General features: G+C 56.5%; 11 protein-coding genes. 4 read left to right on the forward strand and 7 right to left on the reverse strand.

The window, feature by feature from the left end; translation table 11 throughout:
• Position 1 precedes the first annotated feature (1 nt).
• Both I2E69_RS09220 and I2E69_RS09225 read left to right on the forward strand, forming a co-directional pair.
• The gene (locus I2E69_RS09220; protein ID WP_195460902.1) at positions 2–2,002 is read left to right on the forward strand and encodes a heparinase II/III family protein; all 2,001 of its coding nucleotides are present in this window, start codon (positions 2–4) and stop codon (positions 2,000–2,002) included.
• Positions 2,003–2,009: 7 nt separating this feature from the next.
• Positions 2,010–3,155, forward strand: a complete 1,146-nt coding sequence (locus I2E69_RS09225; protein WP_195460903.1) for a heparin lyase I family protein — start codon at positions 2,010–2,012, stop codon at positions 3,153–3,155.
• A 105-nt stretch (positions 3,156–3,260) separates the two neighbouring features.
• Here I2E69_RS09225 and I2E69_RS09230 read toward each other — a convergent pair whose 3' ends face one another.
• The 7 genes from I2E69_RS09230 to I2E69_RS09260 all read right to left on the reverse strand — a co-directional run bounded on the left by I2E69_RS09230 (position 3,261) and on the right by I2E69_RS09260 (position 16,377).
• Entirely contained in the window at positions 3,261–4,895 is a 1,635-nt protein-coding gene (locus I2E69_RS09230; RefSeq protein ID WP_195460904.1) for a RagB/SusD family nutrient uptake outer membrane protein, read from the reverse strand.
• Positions 4,896–4,910: 15 nt separating this feature from the next.
• Positions 4,911–8,066, reverse strand: a complete 3,156-nt coding sequence (locus I2E69_RS09235) for a SusC/RagA family TonB-linked outer membrane protein (protein ID WP_195460905.1) — start codon at positions 8,064–8,066, stop codon at positions 4,911–4,913.
• Positions 8,067–8,087: 21 nt separating this feature from the next.
• Positions 8,088–10,196, reverse strand: coding sequence for a surface glycan-binding family protein (locus tag I2E69_RS09240; RefSeq protein ID WP_195460906.1), 2,109 nt, complete (start codon positions 10,194–10,196; stop codon positions 8,088–8,090).
• Between the two features lie 18 nt (positions 10,197–10,214).
• Positions 10,215–13,124, reverse strand: a complete 2,910-nt coding sequence (hepC, locus tag I2E69_RS09245; RefSeq protein WP_195460907.1) for a heparin-sulfate lyase HepC — start codon at positions 13,122–13,124, stop codon at positions 10,215–10,217.
• 36 nt (positions 13,125–13,160) lie between these two features.
• Positions 13,161–14,357 carry a glycoside hydrolase family 88 protein gene (locus tag I2E69_RS09250; RefSeq protein WP_195460908.1) on the reverse strand — a complete coding sequence of 399 codons (1,197 nt, stop codon included), beginning with the start codon at positions 14,355–14,357 and terminating at the stop codon, positions 13,161–13,163.
• A 288-nt stretch (positions 14,358–14,645) separates the two neighbouring features.
• Positions 14,646–15,461: an SDR family oxidoreductase gene (locus I2E69_RS09255; protein WP_195460909.1), complete on the reverse strand. Its 816-nt coding sequence runs from the start codon at positions 15,459–15,461 to the stop codon at positions 14,646–14,648.
• 127 nt (positions 15,462–15,588) lie between these two features.
• Positions 15,589–16,377: an MBL fold metallo-hydrolase gene (locus I2E69_RS09260; RefSeq protein ID WP_195460910.1), complete on the reverse strand. Its 789-nt coding sequence runs from the start codon at positions 16,375–16,377 to the stop codon at positions 15,589–15,591.
• A gap of 1,089 nt (positions 16,378–17,466) precedes the next feature.
• Here I2E69_RS09260 and I2E69_RS09265 point away from each other — a divergent pair.
• Both I2E69_RS09265 and I2E69_RS09270 read left to right on the forward strand, forming a co-directional pair.
• A complete protein-coding gene (locus I2E69_RS09265) occupies positions 17,467–18,003 on the forward strand; it encodes a UpxY family transcription antiterminator (protein ID WP_195460911.1) in 537 nt (178 codons plus the stop codon).
• Between the two features lie 71 nt (positions 18,004–18,074).
• Positions 18,075–18,929, forward strand: coding sequence for a hypothetical protein (locus I2E69_RS09270; protein ID WP_195460912.1), 855 nt, complete (start codon positions 18,075–18,077; stop codon positions 18,927–18,929).
• The last annotated feature ends 259 nt before the right edge of the window (positions 18,930–19,188 follow it).

The following is a 19,188-nucleotide window of genomic DNA, read 5'->3' on the forward strand; positions in this document are numbered from 1 at the left end:
TATGAAACGAATCCTGATGACCCTCTGCGCCGCGCTGGCAATCGGCACGGCCTGCGCAGAACCGACAGCCGCCGCAGGCGGCGAAAAGTCGCTCTACGATCTGCTCGACCTCGACCGCCCGGGGCTGGAAGCGGTGAAAAAAGCCGTCGCCAAAGGCAATGTCGCCACGGCGGACAAGGAACTGCTGAAATACTTCCGCACACGCAAGCCCGTAACGCTCTTCGGCCTCGACATGGACAACGTCAAGGTCAGCAAACTGGAACAGAAGCAAGCCGACGAATCGCTGGAACACAAGTTTTACGCCCACAAAGGCTATCAGCCCTCCTACTTCTACGGCGACAACATCGACTGGCGCTACTGGCCCGTGAAAGACAACGAACTGCGCTGGCAACTGCACCGCCACTACTGGTTCATCCCGCTGGCCAAATGTTACTACACCACCGGCGATGCGAAATACATCGACGCATGGATCAGCCAATACACCGACTGGATTCGCAAGAACCCCCTGGACGGAGTGGAAAAACTCAAGGCGGCGGGCGCTTCGAAGGAAGCCATCGACGCCGAACGGGAAAACATCCGCTTCGCATGGCGTCCGATGGAGGCCGGCCGCCGGTTGCAGGACCAACTCGTACAATTCGCCCTCACAATCCAGTCGCCGCGTTTCACGCCCGAGTTCCTCGACCTGTTCCTGTCGATGCTCCACCAGCATGCCGACTACGTGCTGCACAACTACTCCAAACAGGGCAACCACCTGCTGTTCGAGGCACAGCGCATGATCTTCGCGGGCATCTACTTCCCGGAGTTCAAAGACGCAGCGGCATGGCGGGAAAGCGGCATCGACATCCTCAACCGCGAAATGGGCGTCCAGGTCTACCCCGACGGCATGCAGTTCGAACTGGACTTCGGCTACCACATCGCCGCCATCGACATTTTCCTCAAGGCGCTGGGCATGGCCAAAGCCAACGGCATGGAGAGCGAATTTCCGGAGACCTATACCCGAACCATCGAAAAAATGACCGAGGCGACCTACAACCTGATGATGCCCGATTATACGAATCCGATGTTCGGCGACACGAAACTGCATGACAAATCGTCGCTTACGCGGCAGTTCGCAGCCTGGGGCAAGGTGTTCCCCCAAAACGAGCAGCTCAAATGGTTCGCCACGGACGGCAAAAAGGGGATGAAACCCGCATATGATTCCTACCGCCTGCCCAACTCCGGATTCTACATCTTGCGCACGGGCTGGGACAAAGAGGCCACGGTGGTGATCGTCAAGGCGGGGCCTCCGGCCTTCTGGCACAACCAGCCCGACAACGGGACCTTCGACTACTGGCGCCGGGGGCGTAACTTCTTCCCCGACTCGGGCAGCTACGTCTACGGCGGCGACAGCGCGGTGCTGGCCCAGCGCGACTGGTTCCGCCAGACCCGCGTCCACAACACCGTGACGCTCGACAACCGGAACCTCGAAACGACCGATTCGAAACTCCTCTTCTGGGATGTAACACCCTCCCTGACGACGCTCGTCACCGAAAACCCCTCCTACGGGGGCTTCACCCACCGCCGTGCGATGTTCTTCACCCCGGAGGGGCTGCTGGTGATCGCCGACCAGGTGTCGGGCACAGCCGAAGGCGTCACAGGCGTGCATTTCCAACTTTGCCCCTGCAAGGTGGAATACGCCAAGGACGGGACCGTACGCACGCTGTTCGGCGACGGCAACGACATCCGCATCAAGACCTCGGCGTCCGTTCCGGTGCAAATCCGCGAAGAGGAAGGCTGGGTATCGACCGCCTACCGCAAGAAGGAGGAGCGCCCGGCCTATGCGGTCGAGGCTTCAAAAGCCGCGAATCAAGACCTTCTCTTCATCACCGTGATCGCCCCGGACACCCCGGAATACAAAGGTTCGATCGCCATCGTCCCCGAGAAAGGCCCGGTGAGCGGTACGCTTCGCTTCGCGGTGCGCGTGGGCGCCAAAACGTACAACCTGGGATATGAACTCAAATAAGACTCCGATGACACTATTGTATCCCCTGCTGCTGCTGTTGGCCTGCACGCCGGACACCGCCCGGGAAAAAGAGGCTCCGAAAGGCTTCGTGCCGCTGCCCGAACGGGTGAACGTACAGGCCGACTCGGCCCGAATGAACCAGGTGATCGACGGCGAGTGGGTCGCCGTAGGCATCCGCAAACCCGAAGCACTCGGGCACGACTACTCCCGCATGTACTCGGGAAAACCCTCCTACCGCTTCACCCTCGGGCGCGACGACAACACGCTCGAAGGCTACGCCCCGGGCGAGACCAAAGGACGCTCGGAACTCTCCTGGTGTTATGCCACGGCAGCCGACTTCGCTCAGAAACCCGCCAACGTCTACACCGACGCGCAGCGGATGAAGACCGTCTACCACCACGGCAAAGGCATCTGCCCGCAGGGCACGTCGTGGAGTTACACCTTCTCGGTCTACATTCCGTCGGAACTCGCCGGCGACATATCGACGATCTTCGCTCAGTGGCACGGGATGCCCGACCGCACGTTGGTGACGGCTCCCGACGGCCGCGTGATAAAACTCCCGACCGAAGAATTCCTCGCCATGCAGGACACCGTCATCATCAAGAAAGACACGGCTTATGAGCGCGTGGAATACACCGATAAAAACGGCAACAAAGCCTGGAAAGCGGGCGCTCCAACCGGGTGGAAAATCGAACAGGGCGGCTATCCCCCGCTGGCATTCGGATTCTCGGGTGGCTGGTTCTACATCAAGGCCAACTCCGACCGCCGCTGGTTCACCGACAAAACCGACCGCTGCAACGCCAATCCCGCTAAAGCCGGGGTGATGCAGCCCGTTACCTCGGAGTTCAAAGCCTCGACGATCGCCGCGCGGATGCCTTTCAGCGAGTTCCCGAAGGAGTGCTGGGTAACCTTTACCGTGGAGATCGACTGGACGCAGTACGGCGGCCAGGCCGAAACCGTCGTGCGTCCCGGACGTCTCGACGTATGGATGGCTTACAGCGGCCTGACGCGTCATATCGTTGACAACGAGCAAATTCTGATCGGCCGTAACGACGAAGACGGCTACTACTTCAAATTCGGCATTTACCGCGTAGGCGACAGCACCGAACCGGTCAGCTACAACCTGGCCGGATACTCGCAGCGCCAGCGCTGACATACCCCGCAACGGCAAAACGAGTGAGGCAGGATTTCAGTCCTGCCTCACTCGTTTTACGGAATGAACGCCGGGCGGCCTCCCACCGCCCGGCGTTCATTCCGGTTATTGGCCCCAACCGGGGTTCTGCTTGCACTTCTTCATCAGGTCGAGGTCACGCTGCGGGATAGGCAGCAACTCGTGACGGCCCTCGATGATATATGTCCGGACCGAATAGTTGGCGTTCGAGAACCAGTCGGCCAGTTCCTGCGCCGTCTCGACGATGCTCTTGTAGTAGATGCCCCAGCGGATCAGGTCCTGCTTGCGGTGTCCCTCGAAGCAAAGCTCGTAGGCCCGCTCCTTGCGGATTACCTCGCGCAGTTCTTCGCGCGACAGGCCATAGGAGAGGTCGTGCTGCGTATCGCCGAAACCGCGGCGGCGCACAGCGTTCACGGCGTCGATCGCATCGGCCATCGAACCGCCCGATTCGTTGAGTCCCTCGGCAAAGAGCAGCAGCACCTCCGAATAACGCAGCACATACCAGTTGACGTTCGATTTGTCGTTGTTGATGATGTAGTTGGCCGACCCCACGTATTTCTCGGTATCCCATTTGGCCGGCGTAAAGAGCTGGCGCTGCTTGTTGAGGTTATCCTCCGAAGGGTTGGTCACCGTCGAGAAGTAAGTCACCGGGATTTTATCGTCGTTCGGGTATTTGTAGTCGGCGATCGAAAGCGCCATGCGGGGATCGTTGTGCTTCGCCCATTCGCGGGTGAAATTGTAGGTCACCTTCCAGTTACCCACGTTGCGGCCGCGCATGCCTTCGACGGTCGTCGCCACAACGCCGTTCCACTTGCCGATACGCCCGGCAGTGTTGTCGGAGTCGAGGCCCGTCGGCGAGTAGAACGACACTTCGATCAGACTCTCGCCGGCATCCCAGATGCCGTTGCAGGTGTTGTACCAAACCGTCTCGTAATCGGGAATCAGGCGGTGCTTGCCCGACTCCACGACGCGGCGGGCAGCCTTGGCAGCCTCTTCCCACTTCGACTCGTCGCGCACGGGATAACCGGCCCACGTACAGTAGACCTTGGCCAGCAAGCCCAGCGCCGAGCCTTTGGAGAAACGGTAAGCCGTCGAAGAACGCTTCGTATCGTCGACAGCCCACGGGAGAACTTCGGAAGCATATTTCAGGTCCTCCTCGATGAACGCATAGACTTCGGCGGGACTGGCCTGCACATACTCCGTAGCCGGAAGGTCCGACTCGGCCGTCGACTTCATCAGCACGATGTTTCCGTACCAGCGCACCAGTTCGAAATAGAACAGCGCACGCAGCGCACGGGCCTCGCCCAGGTAGATTTCGGCCAGCTCGCGGTTGCTGGCTCCCCAACTGTCCTTGCGGGCTGAAACGGTCTCGATAAAATCGTTGGCCGCATAGATCGAAGCGTAGAGTTTCTGCCACGTCCGCATGATCTCGGCGTTGCTGGCGGTGTGTGAGTTGGTCGGGATTTCTCGGAAACTCGTGTTCGCACTGCCCTCGCACTGCGCGATGTCGGTCGAGATGGTGAACAGCAACGACAGGTGGTAGGAATAGAGGTACTCGTTCGCCAGATTCTTGTAAACGCCCATCAGCACGGTTTCGGCCTCGGACGCATTGTTCACATAGTTGTCCTTGCCGGTTTCGATGTAGGACTCCTCCTGCAACAAGTCGGAGCACGAAGCCAGCAGCAGGCAGAGCATCGGTATACTATATAATATTTTTTTCATGGTTCTTGCGTTTTTTTAGAAGGTCAGGTCGACACCAAACGTATAAACTTTACTCTTCGGATAGGCGCCCCAGTCGAGCGACGGCGTCATGGGATTCGACGCACGCATGCTCACCTCGGGATCGTAGCCCGTATAGCCCGTCACGACGAAGAGGTTCTGGGCCGTGAAATAGATGCGCAGTTTCGAAACGTAGAACTTGCGCGTCCACAGCTGCGGGAAGGTATAACCGACCGTCAGGTTCTTCAGGCGCAGGAACGAACCGTCCTCGATGAAACGGGAGTAAATCTCGTTCTTTATATAACCGTTCCAGGCGGGAACCGAATTGGAAGCGTTGGTCGCCGTCCAGCGGCCAGCCGTCTCGGCCATCATGTTCGAACGCTGGTCCTGCGTCTGCGAAGCGTAAATACGCGTAGCATTGTAGACCTCGTTGCCGTAGTTGAACTGGAACAGGAAACTCAGATCGACGCCCTTGAACATAAAGGTATTGGTGATACCTCCGTACCATTTGGGCGTACCGTTGCCGATCGCCGTACGGTCGCCGGTCGTGATCTTGCCGTCGCCGTCCTGGTCCTTATACTTCACCATACCGGGGCGCACGGCGACTCCCGCATGCTCGGAAATGTCCGTCACGCCGTCCTTGAGCACGAGCTGGCCTGTAGCGGCGTCGACGTTGAAGTCGGAACTCTGGTAGACGCCGTCGAACTGGTAGCCGTAAATCTGGCCCAGCGACGATCCGATCTGTGCGATATAGTCCGAGGTCGAGTAGTCGCCGTTCCAACTCGAATTGACATCCATACTCGAAGCTCCGTCAGCCAGCGAACGCAGTTCGTTGCGGATAAACGAGATGTTGAAATCGGTGGTCCAGCGGAATCCGCTCTGCGATGCGATGTTCGTCGAGTTGATTGCCAGTTCGATACCTTTGTTGCGGATCTTGCCCACGTTCTTCCACTGTGAGGCGAAGCCCGAGACGTAAGCCTTGTTCGAAGCCATCAGCAGGTCCTTCGTATCCTTCAGGAAGAAGTCGGCCGTAATGTTCAGGCGGTTGTTGAACAGGCCCAGGTCGATACCGAGGTTGGTACTCTGCGAAGCCTCCCATTTGAGGTCCTTGTTGGCCAACTGCTTGGGCGAAAGCACCGTGATGATGCCGTTGCCGTAGCCGTACTTGCCCTGCGAATAGAGGTCCATCGAGAGGTAGTTGGAGATGCGGTCGTTACCCACGATACCCCATCCTGCACGCAGTTTGAGGTTCGAGATGACCTCCTGCTGCTTCATGAAATTCTCCTCCGAGATACGCCACGCGGCCGAGAACGCCGGGAAGAAGCCCCACTTGTGATTGTCGCTGAACACCGTCGAACCGTCGGCACGGACCGTCGCCGAGAGCAGGTAGCGGCCCTTGTAACTGTAATTGGCACGGGCAAAGAACGAAATGAGCAGTTTCTCCTCGAACGACGTGTCGACCTTGCTGGGCGTAGCGCCCAGGCCGAGGTTGTCGTTGCCGAGGTTGTCGAACGGGAAGTCGGTAGACTCGCCCAGCAGGTATTCCGAATTGTTGTAGGAGGTCTCCTGGCCGAGCAGCACGTCGAATTCGTGGTTGCTCTTGCCCTTATAGGTGTACATCAACTGGTTGTAGTTGGTCCAGCGCACGTTACGGGCCATGCGGGTCGAGCCGAAGGGGGTCTGGCCGTTGCGGTAAGCCTCTTTCGAGCCATCGCGGTAAAAAAGGTCCGTGCGCGTATTGGTCGTATTGTAGGTTCCGGCCGTCTTGAAGCTCCAGCCACGGCCGAAGTCGACGGTCAGCGCCATGTTGGCCGACCACATCTCCGCCCGCTTGGTGTTGGTCACCGATTGGGCCTGCTTGATGGGGTTCACCTGCGACAGCGACTCGGAAGATTCCAGTTCCAGAGGATCGATCGCCGCGGCGAGCAGTTCTTCGTCGGTCATTCGCAGGCCGCCCGTGGGACGTGCGCGGAGAATCTGCGCCAACATGTTGAAACGCCCGTTGTCGCCCGAAGTACCCATACCACGTTTGTCGGTATTGGCGTAGTTGACCGTAGCATCGAGGGTAATACGCTTCGTAATCTTCTGGTTGATACGCATTTTCGCCGTGATCTTATTAAACGAGCTGTTGGTGAAGATACCGTTTTCGAGGAAGTCGGAGAATGCGAACGAATACTTGGTCTTGTCCGTACCGCCCGACACCGAAACATTGTGGTCCTGCGACCAGGTGGGACGGAAGGTCTCCGACTGCCAGTCGACACCGCCCAGGCCGATGTAGTCGTCGATCGACTGGTAGCGGTAAGGCAGGCCGTTGTCGTCGTCGCCCTCCTTGTAGTAGGTCGTGCTGAACTTGTCGGGCCACGCCTCGGTCTGGAGTTTCACGAACTCGTAGGGCGAGAGCAGGTCGAGCGTCTTGGAAATCTTGCGGTAGCTGGCCGAACCGTTGTAGGTCACGATCGGACGGCCTATCTTACCCGACTTGGTGGTCACCATCACCACGCCGTTGGCGGCGCGTGAACCGTAGATGGCAGCCGACGAAGCGTCTTTCAGGAAGTCGATCGCCTCGATGTCCGAGTTGGAGAGGTAGTCGATATTGTCGACCTGGAACCCGTCGACGATGAACAGCGGCGACGTGTCGCCGTTGACCGAACCCACGCCGCGGACCTTGATGTCGAATCCGGCTCCCGGCGTACCGTCGGTCGAGGTAATTTGCACACCGGCGACCTGGCCGCCCAGCGCTTCCATCACCGAACCCGACTTATAACCTTCGATCCCCTTGGCCGAGACCGACGCCACGGCGCCCGTAAGGTCGCCGCGTTTCACGGCGCCGTAACCCACGACCACCACTTCGTTCATCACGTTCTCCTCGGGTTCGAGTTTGATCTCCAAGCGCGTCTGGGCTGCGATCTTCACCTCCTGAGACTTGTAACCCAGGTAGGAGAAGACCAGCACGTCGCCTTTCTTGACCGCGATCGAGAACGTTCCTTTCACGTCGGTCGAAACGCCCTGCGTCGAACCTTTGACGATGATGTTGGCGCCGATCGCAGGCTGGTTGTTCTCGTCGACGACCGTACCCGTCACCTTGTTCTGGGCCGCCGCCGTGAAGGCCAGCACCAGGGCGAGAAGGGTCAAAACCCCTCTCAGCCCGGCAGCCCGGTATATGCTTTTATTCATTGGTTTCATGTTCAGTTAGGTTTAAAATTTCTCGTCGAACCAAATCCACGCGGGGAAGATTTTTCCGCCGTCGTTGACGCCGCTTTCGTCGCCGTTGGTCACGAACGTAATCTGGCCCATCAACGCACCGTTGGCGGCAACACCGTTGGCGTCGATCCACTTATTGGAATTCACCACGATCGACTTGGTCGTCTGGTCGACATAGAGCATGGCCAGGTTCAGGTTGGCCTTGTTGGCGAAATACGACAACGGATCCTTCGCCCCCGTACCGGCAGGTTTGGTAATGCCCGTCTGCGCATTGTAGACCGCCCACATCTGGTTCATGAACGAATTCGCAACGTTGGGCTGGCCGTCGATGTGCGACTCGGGACCGCCGATGTTGTAGTAGGTGAATGTACGGCGGTAGTCCATCAGCATCGACGAGAGGTTCGACACGCCGCTGATATCCGGCGTCTGGGAGGTAATGCCCTTGCGCGGGTTGACCTGAATAACGAACGGCTTGTAACGCACCGTCACACCGTTTACGGCGACGTGGAAGGAGAAGAACACGGGAACCGTGACCGTAGTCTCGCCCACCATGCCCTTACCTGCCGTAGCAGTCACGAGAATCAGACCGCCATTGCCGGACTTGTAGCCGTCGAGGGAGATAACACCCGTCGCAGGGTCGATCGTCGTACCGCCGCATTGGTGCTTGGTCTTGACCGACCACAGAATTTCCGTACCCGCCTTGGCATCGGTAGTCGGCGTCAGGGGTACGATATCCTCCTGTGTGGGGAAATAGAACTGGTTGGCATAGTTCGCCACGGGCGTCAGGCCCAGGTTGTTGCCGTAGGTGATCGTCGTAAAGAAATAGGGATTCTCCCTGACGGTCAGCGAAATGCTGGTTTCGGCCGTACCCTTGGCATTGGTGGCGACCACGGGAACGGTATAGGTTCCGATGGGGATCGAATGGCCCTTTTTGGCCGAAACGGCGCCGGTCTCCGCATTGACAGTGAGTTGTCCGACCAGCTTGGCGTCGAGCGTACCCAGCGAGAAGGTCACCTCGTCGCCGACGAAACCGTCCTTCTTCGAAGCCGTGAATTCACCGCCCTGGATCGCCTCGACGGGATCATAGGCAAACTTGTCGGCCTCGATGGGCGCGATGTAGTCGATCACGGTCAGCGTATAGACGCCTTCGAAATCGGTCGACCCGTAGCTGTTCGAAACCGTCACGTCGACGATATACTGCCCGTCGATCGGAAGGCCGTTGCCGGCTGCAACCGACAGCACACCCGTAGCGGCGTCGATCGTGAAGACATCGGTTTCGGGCGCAACGCCCTTGACCGCCCACCTCACCTCTTCGGGCGAACCCTTCAACACGGGTACAGCGCTCTGGAAAGCCATGTCGTGCTCCATACGGCCCGTAGCGGGGGTATAAGTCACCGAGAGCGGTTCGCTGGTGATCCTGGCCGTCAGCAGGTTCTCATAAACGGCCGAACCGGCATGCGTCGAGACTTTAATCGGCAGCGGGTAAACGCCCGGCAGGATCTCGCCTTTGAACGAGCTGTTGAGCGTGACGACGCCCAACTTCGAAATCGAGAAGTAGTTCTGGTCCTCCGGCTGCACGAGCTCATAGCCCGTGACGGCCACCGACTCGCCGAGCGGCGCGACGGATACCGACTCTTTGGAGGTAGCGACCTCGGTGTAGGGAATCGTCAACGTCGGGGAACTGACCTCGATCTCCACCGGGGTCGAGGGTAACATGCTGACCTCGAAGATGTCGCGGAAAGTGTAAGCCGCGCCGTTGGCCTGGCACGTAATGGTCAGTTTGTAGAGTCCGGTCGCAATGCCGTCGGTATTGGAGATGCTCACGGCGCCCGTTTCGGCGCTGATCGTGAAGCTGTCGCTCGTAACGGCTGTGCCGTCGAGGGTGATGCCCGCAATGGCGAAATTCGAGGGCGCAGGGCCGTAATAGGTCGGCACACCTGAAATAAAGCTCATCGAAGGACCGATGTTGCTGACCGCCGGATAGTAGAGCCGCAGGTCGCCGCCGCTGGTTTTATCGTCTTCGCAGGCCGCAGCCGCCACCGCCAACAGGGCGACGGTCAGCCAGGCGAAACATGCGTTTCGGAGTTTTGACACGTTGTTCATATCGGTTAATTTTTTAGGTTACAGCGTATAGGTGAGCTTGTAGTTCGTTTCGCCGATGGTAACCCGGACGACAGCACCGTTGGCCGACCAGGCATCGGCCGTAACGTTCACGGTCTCGGACTGCGGATCGGACGAAGGCAGCAGGATGGTAATGAAACGCGTCACGGGCTCGTCGGCCGTCTTCACCACATTGAGCTGGTAAGCCTGACGGTCGGCCGACTTGTCGATGTTGTAGGAGACAAAGCCCGCCTTTTCGACGAAAGTGCCCGCCTTGCTGGACTTGGTGCGCACCAGCAGGTTGTTGCCGTCGGAGAAGGCCGTATGGAAACCTCCCTTGGCCGGATCGAGCACCACCTGCGCGTCGGTTCCTTCGGTGATATTGAAATTCAGGTTGACGGTTCCCTCTGCCGAACCGTAAGCCTCGTCGAGGATCACGTAGAACTTGTCGGCCACCATGAAGACGGCACGGCGGTGCGTCAGGTTGGCGTACGACGGGTTTTCGAGCACCAGCACCTCGTAATCGAACGACGAAGTCGATTTCGACTCCTGCAGGAGCATCCTGCCTTCGCCGGAGACGTTCTTGCCGTTGAGCGTCACCGTATTGTGCGCCGTCGAAGCGGCGTATTTGTTGCGGGTCGAACCGGTCGTATAGGTATAGCAGCCCGAGTCGGGGAAGAAGTTGCGCCCCTTGCACCAGAATTCAAACGTGTTGTTGTCATACTGGCGATGCCATTTCTTCGAAGGACCTTCGGGGGTGTTTTGCACGACCATCATCATGTCGGACTTCGTCCAGCCCGTACGCATCACGTAATAACCCGCATCGGGGAAGGTCTTGACCTTGGTCCCGGGCTGCGTACCCGAGACACCTTCGGTCGCCATCCACAGCATCTGCGTGTTGTCGGGGAAGAGGTTGGCGTAGTTGGTCAGGTTGCGCTTGAGCACGCTCTTGGTCCACGTATCGCGGCGCGTATCGGTCATGTTGGGAACCGTGTAGTCGGGATAGACCATGTTCATCACCACCTCGGTCATCTTGCGCATCGACTCGACATAGCTCGCCGGGAAGCGGTTGGACTGTCCGTTGAGCTGGGCGACGAGCATCGTCGAACGGAAATCCTCGATGCCGGCGATGTGGTAGTGCAGGTCGCCGTCCTTGAGCCATCCGTCGGGGAAATACTGCGCGGTAACCTCGTTGTTGAGCACCGTGGAACCGCTCTCGACCCATTTCGAGGCGTTTTTCAGCTCGGGGAACAGCACGCCGGCAAACGTCACGGCCTGGGCCTGCGTAATCAGGTGGTTCGAGGTGGTCGAGTAATTCTTAATGATGTGGTTCACCTGCTCGTCGAGATGCCAGTACACCGTCGAAAGCCAATCGATGTCGATCGTCTCCGACTGCTGGTAATACTCCAGCAGCGAGCACTGGTCGTTCACGCGGGCCGCCACGTCGAGCGGACGCCACGACCAGCCGGCATTGCGGTATGCGGGAGCCTGGTTCTCGGGATAAAGCGTATAGTCGAGGTCGACATCGGGTTTGGGATTCTGCTTCAGCCAGTCGCCATAGACCTCGATCCAGTTGGCGACGTACTTCTCGTCCTTGGTGTCGTAGTAGGTCTTGGCCTGCGGGAGCATCCACTGGTGGCGGTGAAGCTGGTAACGCTCCTCCTGGTCGGGTTTCGAAGGCCAAAGCTGCCAGTCGATGCCATCGCCGCTCTTGTACGAATAGGGAATCTCGGTTCCGGCCGCCTCATCGAAATAGTTCTTCACATAGAACCGGAAGTCGTTTTCCCGAAGCGCGTTATCGGCCCACTTGCGCTCGTTGTCGGTCGCTTTCGAAGTCGCCAGGTCGACGTTGGGATTCAACCCATGGGTACGTGTACGGTAGTAGTTGAGCACCTCTTCGAGGGCCTTGTAGTAGTCCTTGATATCGTAAGCACGCTTCACCTTGGTAAGGCCGCCGTATTCGAGATTCAGCACGTCGAAGACACGCGTGTCGAGCCCCTCGTTCATCGAGCCGGAACCGCTTTCGACCCATGCGGCGGCATTCTTCATCTCGGGGAAGATCGTACCGGCGCGGAACACGGCATGCGCCTGCTTGGTCTTTACGGCCTCGTCAGCGGAGTAATGCGCCCTGACGTGCTCGACCTGCTCGGCCATGTTGTTCAGGAAAGCCGAAAGCCACTGCGGCGTGAAGTTCGAGGACTGCATGAAGTAATAGATCAGATCGCACTGGTCCTCAACACGGTAAGCGACATCTATCGGACGCCAGGCATAGAGCTGGTCGCGAATCTCGGCCGGCTGTGTCGAGGGGTCCTCGTAGTCCACATCGCCCGTCGGGCGGGGGAATTTCTCCAGCCAGTCCTTGTAGACCGCCACCCACTCCGTCGTGTAGGTTTCATCGAGCGACGTGCGGTAAGCCTTGCCCTGCGGAACCATCCATTGCAGGCGGTGCAGGCCGAAACGCTCCCCGGCCGATGCCGAAGAACGCTTCGTCCAGTCGAGTTTGTTCGAAGTCAGGTACGAATAAGGCTTGTCGCCGTCAGAATAGCCCTCGTTGTAGAAGCGGTATTCACCTTTGGAGAGCGCATAGTCGGCCCACAACTGTTCGTCGGCTGAGATCGAAGGCGCTATCAGATTCACGTTGCCGTTGATAACACCCGTACGGCTGCGGTAGTATTCCAGCAGGGCCTGGGCGGCCAGGTAGTACTGGTCGGCCTCGTAGTAAGCCTTCACGGCGGCAAGTCCGGGATAATCGAGGTTCAGGGCCTCGAACACGCCCGCCTCGATCACGCTGTTGCCGGGGATCGTCGGTTCCGTGGAACCCGGGCCGTTGCCGTTGCCCGAATTATCCGTGTCGTCTTTCAGACAGCCTGTAGAAAACAGGACTGAAGCCACGAAACAGAACGCCGAAATTTTCGTCAAAATGTGTTTCATAATATATAGGTGGTTTTAGGTTTTTTGTAGCCGGAATCAAATCCGCTGCGGGTCGAGGCCGCGCAGCGCAAGGTAACGCCCGATGGCTTCGAGGTAGTAGTAATCCGCGTAGTTGAGCGGGGTGTCGATCTCGCTGTCGGCAGGCAGGTGGCCGACGCTGTGCATCAGGATAAAGCCCCCGTTCGAACCTTTCGGCGCGAGGTAAGCATCCGACGAAAGGTTCACCAGCAGCATTTCGGCATAGTCGAAATACGCCTTGCCCCGGGCCTCGGGAACCATCGTCGAAAGTTCGAACAGCGCCGACGAAACGACGGCAGCGGCCGATGCGTCGCGCGGAGCGTCGGGAATGTCGGGAGCGTTGTAGTCCCAGTAAGGAATGCGGTCGGCGGGGGTATTCGGGTGGTGCATGATGAAGTCGGCGATACGCTCGGCGTGTTGCAGATACTTCGCGTCGCCCGTCTCGCGGTAGCACATCGTGTAACCGTAGAGACCCCAGGCCTGTCCGCGGGCCCACGCCGAAGAGTCGGAATAGCCCTGGAACGTGCCCCGGCTCTCGACCGTACCATCGGCATTGTAACTCACGACATGGTAGGAACTGGCATCGGGACGGAAGTGATTTTTCATCGTGATGTCGGCATGGCGGACGGCCACGTCTCGGTAAACGGGATCACCCGTGTACTTCGACGCCCAGAAAAGCATTTCGAGGTTCATCATGTTGTCGATGATCACCGGGTAGTTCCACTCGCCGAAATCCCACGAGCGGATCAGCCCGATCTGCGGGTCGCAGCGCGAAATGAGGCTCTTCGAAGCCTCGACGATCACCTCGGCCGAATGTTTGTCATGCAGGGCCTGCTGCTGCTGGCCGAAACTGCAAAAGACCATGAAGCCCAGATCGTGCGTCCCTTTATAATATTGTATGCCCTCCAGACGGGCGGTGAATTTTTCGGCCTCGGAAAGCAGTTTCTTGTCGCCTGTCAGACGATAGCCCTCCCAGAGCGAGCCGGGGAAGAATCCGCTCGTCCAGTCCTTGGGTTCCACGACCTTGAACTTGGGCATCAGCGACCGAGGAAATCCCGGCAGCGAGTCGAACTCGGCGGCGGCCTGCTCCAATTGGAGGCGGGCGACATCGACAGCGCGTTTCACGGCAGCGACTTTAGGGTCGCTCCCGGAAGAACAGGAGGCCAGCGCGAAGAGGGACAAAAGACACAGAATCGGGAGAAAATTTTTTCTCATAAAATGGTTCAGGTTTAAGTTCAGGTTTAACATTTTTTCGGTAAACAAAATTACCGATAAGCCCCGGCACACACCCTGAGAATTGGAGAATTGATTTTAAAAACCGCTCAAATAACCTTTGATTTTGTGCAGTCCGATACTGAATTTGTCCAAAAGCCGGCTCCGGAAGGGCTCCGGAGCCGCTCCGCATTTTCGGCCGATTGTCCGGCGAAAAAACTTCCGACAGGTAAAAGGGGAAACAAAAAAGCGGGAGCCCGCAAAGGTTCCCGCACATTTTTCGGATTCCGGCTATTTGAAAGGCGAATCCGGCTCCTTGGACATCACCAGGTAGAACATACGGTCGAGGAACGCAGGGGCGAATTTCTTGACAAAGTGCGTCGCCCGGCCTTCGTTCTCCATCAGGCAGAGGCGTTTGCGTTTCAGAATACCCTTCGCCACAATGCGGGCCACCTCGTCGGCAGTCATCATCTTCGCCTCGTCGCGCGGGGTTTCGCCCTGCTGCGAACCGTCGGCCGTGAGAGCCGAAAACCGAACGTTCGAAGCCGTGAAGCCCGGGCAGGCGATCATCACGTGGAGACCTTTTTTAAGGTTCTCGATGCGCAGCGTTTCGAGGAAGCCCGTCATGGCGTATTTCGATGCCGAATAACCCGTACGGCCCGGCAGTCCGTGCAGGCCCGCAACGGACGAGATACCCACGATCGAACCTTTCGACGCCTGCAGGTAGGGCAATGCGAATTTGCAGCAATTGACCGTACCCCAGAAGTTGACATCCATCAGTTGATGAAGCACGTCGAGGTCCACGTCGTCGAAGATGGCGCGCATCGAAATACCCGCGTTACAGATCAGCACGTCCACCCCGCCGAACTCCCGCACGGCGGTTTCGATCAGCTCCCGGCACTCCTCGGGCTTCGTCACATCCATTCCGCAGTAGGCGGCCTGTCCGCCCTTCGCGCGAATATCGCCCGCAAGAAGCTGTAATTTCTGCACGCTGCGCGCCCCGAGCACTACCTTTGCACCCTGCGCGGCATATACTTTGGCCATCGCCTCGCCGATACCCGACGAAGCCCCCGTAATAACGATGGTTTTATTTGCTAATGTCTTCATGTATCTGTTCTATTAACTTTTCATAGTTCCAACCGCTGTTTTCGCCGCCTTCGGCGTCGTTTACAAGTCTGCCCCTCCCAAACCCCTCCCTCGGGAGGGGCTTATCGCACGCGACCGGAATGCGGACCTAAATATCAGGGATATCCACCTCAAGCATATCATAAGCCAGCCGCACGCCCGGCGGAAGCGTCGGTTCCGTCGCGGCATGCAGGCCGATTTCGTGGGACATGTGCGTAATATAGGCTTCGCGCGGCCCGATGCGGCGGATCAGCCCCAGGGCCTCTTCAAGGTTGAAATGCGACGGATGGACAGCCATCCGCAGCGCGTTGACCACCAATACCTCCACACCGCGCAGTTTCTCTGCTTCGGCATCCTCGATGGTTTTAAAATCCGTCAGGTAAGCCAGCGGCCCGATGCGGAAACCCGTGACCTCGAAGCGCTCGGAATGGTGGCCCGAAACGGGTACGATCTCCACCTCCCCCACCCGGAACGGCTTCGCGGTGTCGATCTCGTGTAATTCGATCTCCGGAACGCCGCGGTATTTGTCCTGCGCGAAGGCGTAGTCGAAGTCCTTGCGTACGCACTCCAGCGCCCGCGGAGCGGCATAGATGTGGACCTTGTGGATGGCGGGCGGATAATCGACGAAATTAAAGGCCCGAACGTCGTCCAGTCCGCCGATATGGTCCTTGTGCTCGTGCGTCAGCAGGATGGCGTCGAGATGCCGCACGCCCGTACGCAGCATCTGGTAACGGAAATCGGGCCCGGCATCGATGACGATGCGCACGCCGTGCGTTTCGACCATCGCCGAAGTGCGCAGGCGGTTGTCGCGCCGGTCCGCCGAAGTGCAGACCTTGCAGCGACACCCGATGACGGGCACGCCCTGCGAAGTACCGGTTCCCAGAAAGGTGAGTTTCATGAATGCAAATGTAGAAAAATTAGCGCAAATTGCTGCATTTTATAAAGCAATGCTTCCTGAAAATATGCCGCAAATGGCGCGCATCGTAAAAAACGGGGCGGATGGAGTGTACCGATGTACGCCCCTTTTGTTTTTCCGAAGACGCCAAAAGAATAAATATTAAATTTTCAACGAATCGATATTTGCATGAATTTTCTTCTTATGAATAAACTAAGCATAAAAAGGCAATCTTAGATGAGGTTGCAATTTTCAAATCCTCATTTCATCTTTTTTGCAGCGTTTTAGCATAAGATATTAATTTACAGAATATTCAATTCAACTCCATCTTAACAGACATCTCTGAGAAAATTAGTTTCATCCCTTCAATTTCACTAGAGTATGCACAACACATTCAAAGTTCTGTTCTACCGTTAAAAGGACAAAAAAAGTTCAGCTAGTCGTAGCGGTTACTGAGCATATTACCGTCAACGGTACGATTGCTCAGTTCAGCACCAAACTCAACGCTCTTCATTGAGCCGAAAGGCGTTCAACTCGAGAAAAATGGTATAGTTGAGAAAATAGAGATCTATCGTAAAATTGTTCAGTTTTGAATAAAACTGGTTCTTTGTAAGAAACCACATTTTACTACACAAAAGTATGGAAAAATGTTTAAACGGCCAAAGAAATCGGTTTAAATCTTAGTCTGAAAAATCCCCCCCCCTCAAAAAAACGGCCTATATATTAAGCATTTATGTCATTACTAGATTGTTAATATGGCCTAAAAAGACAACTAATTGTTCTTTTCATGGCATCCACCTCGTTGATGTGATAAATCATTCAAAAACTAGAACGGGTTCGAATATTTAAAACCAATAATAATAACAGATAATCCATATATATGATACCCAGAACCTTAACTCCGACTATGGTTTCTTACAAAGAAACCTGTCGGACTCACGGTCCTCATCACGTTTGTCGGGATTGATCCGGGGTGTCGGAATGTGCACATTGCACCAAGCGACCGAGTTCTTCCTGCTACGCATGAAATTCTATGCGAGTATGGGGAGATTATGTGGTTATGTGATCAATCGAGGGTTTACTCAACAGTATATGGACAACGAATTGCCAGAAACTCATTGGTATGCGATACGGGCTTTTCACAATAAGGCAAGGAGCATAAAAGCGCAGGTGGACAAAGACGGTCTGCAAAGCTATGTACCGATGCGTACTGTCGAGAAAACCAATAACAGCAATACTATTTATAGTAAAGAGCCGGTTATTCCTTCGCTGATTTTCATCCGTGCCGACCAGGGCTATATCGAGAATATCCGAAAAGACCCGGCAAGTTATGCCGGCGTATATTGCTACCCCGGAACATCGACGCCTGCCGTGATTCCCGACCGCGAAATGGAGATGTTCATTTTTGTCACAACCGTCGGGAGCCGGAATCTGGAAGCCATCGACATCTCACTGGCCAAAGGCGACCGGATACGGGTTACGAACGGGATATTCAAAGGAGCCGAAGGATATATCACCCGGGTTCACAATGCGAAACGATTGATCGTCGTCATCGAGGGAATTGCAGCCATAGCGACGACCTATGTTCCGAAGGATTATGTCGAGAAGATCATAGAATCACGATCCTAGTATCTTGCATGCCGGATTGAGACCGTAAAATGCAAACCCGCCAGGGTATTTACTTTTCAAATATTACAATCATGACCGAGAAAGACATACGGGAGTTTTTTCCATTCCTGTGTAATCATCGCATCACATCGCAGCGTGCTGTGCGGCTCGATGCGCTTTCACGGATGTGTATTGCCTATAACGATTTGATCTGTATGCTGGCCTGCAACGATTATGAACACCGGCGGAAAATCACCCGCAAGATCGACTCGCTCTACCACGTCATGGACGGCTCCTCGATTAATGGTCTGGTCCAAAAATACAGGCTGACGAAAGAGGTCACCATGGCCGCCTATGGTCCGAAAGACGAAGCGTGCAGCGAACTGTATTACAGGCTGATCGACAAATACCTGAAACGTCCTGCGACGGCGGATGAGATCTCCGTGATGCAATGCGTCGTATACGAAATCGGCAATATCGCGGAAAACAATACCGAATTTGATTTTTATCCCTGGTTCCGGGAGCGTTGCGGGCAATGGATTTCAGAATTAGACGGAAACGGTTGTTGGCAAGGGTTACCGGACGAAACAGCCTTGCGGCGGTTGCGGTTGTTGCAGGATAACAGCCGTACATTCCGCGATACGAGTCTTGATTCCGATATTTTTAGGGCATACAATTATTACAAGGCACACATAGTCTATCCGGGGCAAATAACCGCTGAAGACTTACCGGTGTTGGGTGCATGGTATGATTTGCTGCGTATTCCCGGCATTGTGCCTTACGAACCGGCATTGCTGCAACAGATCGCCGGACTGTTGACCGATTTTGCAGCGACGGCAGAACCTCGCTCGGACGCATGGTATTTCGCCACGAGTTATGCCGTCACGCAATGTTGCGCTGATTTGATTGATCAGGCGCAACGCGAGATGATGCAACAAATCGCATAGCGCCCAAAACAAGCGCTGTACTCTTTTATTTACCGTATTTCCAACAATTGCGACGGGGAGGCTTTCCTCGTTGCAAAATGTTCCCGACATCCGTTCGGGAGCGTCTGCCACACCGATTTATCTGGATTTCCATATATGCGTCACTGTAATTAGCAATCTATCCGGATCTAACTTCGTCTCCACATGCTTTATCATTTATTGTCAGGTTTAGGAATCGAGAAGTACGTTTCGTCACGTTACTTTTCGTCGTGGCTTATCC

It is taken from the genome of Alistipes sp. D31t1_170403_E11 (assembly GCF_015553985.1).
Classification (GTDB): domain Bacteria; phylum Bacteroidota; class Bacteroidia; order Bacteroidales; family Rikenellaceae; genus Alistipes; species Alistipes montrealensis.